We start from the raw sequence: 1,930 nt of genomic DNA on the forward strand, positions 1-1,930 counted from the left end.
CCCAAGAGTAGCGGCAGCAACGAGGCCATTGTGGCCGCCGCCAATGACTATCGCATCAAATGACGTCATGGGCCGGACTCATATGTTTCGTGCCACGCGACAGATCACGCAGGATTTCAGCTGCAGCGTTGCGTCCGGGTGCTCCCATGACGCCGCCGCCTGGATGTGTAGAGGAACCGCACATGTAAAGGCCGCCAACCGGCGAACGGTATTGCGCGTAGCCGGGGACAGGGCGGTTGAACAGCAACTGATCGAAGGTCAATTCGCCCTGGAAGATATTGCCCTCCGTCAGGCCGACTTCCGCTTCGAGTTCGCGCGGGGTGCGCACTTCCATATGGATGATGCGATCACGGAAACCCGGAGAATAGTCGGCGATCTGCGAAATCACGGTCTCGCCGAATGCATCGCGGTCGGCGTCTGTCCACTCCTTGCCTTCCACCTTGGGTGGGCAATATTGGACGAAGCAGCTCATGAAGTGCTTGCCTGGCGGCGCCATTGTCGGGTCGAGCGTTGTTGGAATAACCATGTCGAGGAAAGGATCGGCCGACCAGCGCCCGGCCTTCCAGTCGTCATATCCGCGCTCCATGCGTTCTACGCTATCGGTGAAGTGCATGTCGCCGCGATAAACGGGGGAATCCTTTGGAAGCGCCGGAAACTCCGGCATGGAATCGAGGGCTATGTTCACCTTGCCGGACGAGCCGCGCATCTTGAAGTTCCTGACGCGTCGCAGGAAAATATCGGGAAGTTCCTTCTCCTCGACGAGTTTGAGGAATGTTCTTTTCACATCGGCGTTGGAGATGACCATCTTGCCGGGGATTTCCTCCCCGTCCACAAGCACGACGCCCTTGGCAGACCCATTCTTGACGAGAACGTGGTCAACCTCGACGCCGGTGCGGATCGTGCCGCCGGAGGCCTCGAACGACGCGGCGAGCGCCTTGGTGACCGCGCCCATGCCGCCACGGGCATAACCCCAAGCACCGACAGATCCGTCAACCTCGCCCATGTAATGATGAAGCAGCACATAGGCCGTGCCCGGTGACATTGGACCCAGCGCCGTGCCGATAATTCCGGACAGCGCGAAATTCGCCTTGATCACGTCTGTCTCAAAATACTCATTGAGAAAATCCGAAATCGACATCGTCCAGAAGCGCAATGTATCGGCCATTTCGGTAGCGCCGAGACCGGCGAATTTCTTGCCGAGATACATCAGTTCGGAGATATCGCGCGGGCGAAAGCTCGTTGGGTCAGCCGCCGTACGCATGAGCAACGGCTGTATGAAACGGCACTGCCTGGTCACGTCGCGCGCATACCGGTCATAGGCTTCGGCGTCGCGCGGCGAGAAACGCGCGAATTCACGGCGATGCGCGTGATGGTCGCGATAATTGGCAAGATAGTCGCCGTCCTGGGTGAACACTGCGCCGCCTTCGTACGAGATGACCTGCAAACCAAAGCGCGGCAGTTCGAGATCGCGCATGATTTCGGGCCGGAACAGCGAACAGACATAGGAGCAGTTCGAATACAGGAAACCCGGGGTGAGAGACCGGCTGGTCGCGGCTCCGCCGATCCAGTCATTCTTCTCCAGCACGAGCACATCGAGTCCAGCGCGCTGCAAATAGCACGCGTTGACCAAACCATTGTGTCCCGCGCCAATGACGATGGCGTCCCATTTCTTCATTCGTTACCCGTTCCCACTGTTCTTGCCCCATAATTCACACGAGAAATAATGGCTTGTCCAGCAGATATTGAATGAATGTTCAACAAATATGATTGCGTTATGGACGACTTGGGTTATTGTTGAGCTGGATTGTTGGCGGTACGCCGTTGACGGAGGCAGAGATCATCCGGACTTGGAAACGATGCAGAGCGAGCTTGACAATGACGGCTTTCACTTCACTCATCGGCATGAAGATGCCGGGCGTGAGTTGCAGAC

1 protein-coding gene is annotated in these 1,930 nt (G+C 57.6%); it reads right to left on the reverse strand.

Features of this window, described 5'->3' with window-relative positions; genetic code table 11:
- Positions 1-55 precede the first annotated feature (55 nt).
- Positions 56-1,675, reverse strand: a complete 1,620-nt coding sequence (locus tag ACXJ5O_RS25600) for a phytoene desaturase family protein (protein ID WP_457302361.1) — start codon at positions 1,673-1,675, stop codon at positions 56-58.
- Positions 1,676-1,930: the final 255 nt, after the last annotated feature.

The sequence above is a fragment of the Phyllobacterium sp. P5_D12 genome (genome assembly GCF_054049495.1).

What these genes read in the sequence shown, in the direction of transcription:
- ACXJ5O_RS25600 (WP_457302361.1), bottom strand. Translation starts at nt 1,675, where the DNA reads ATGAAGAAATGGGACGCCATCGTCATTGGCGCGGGACACAATGGTTTG.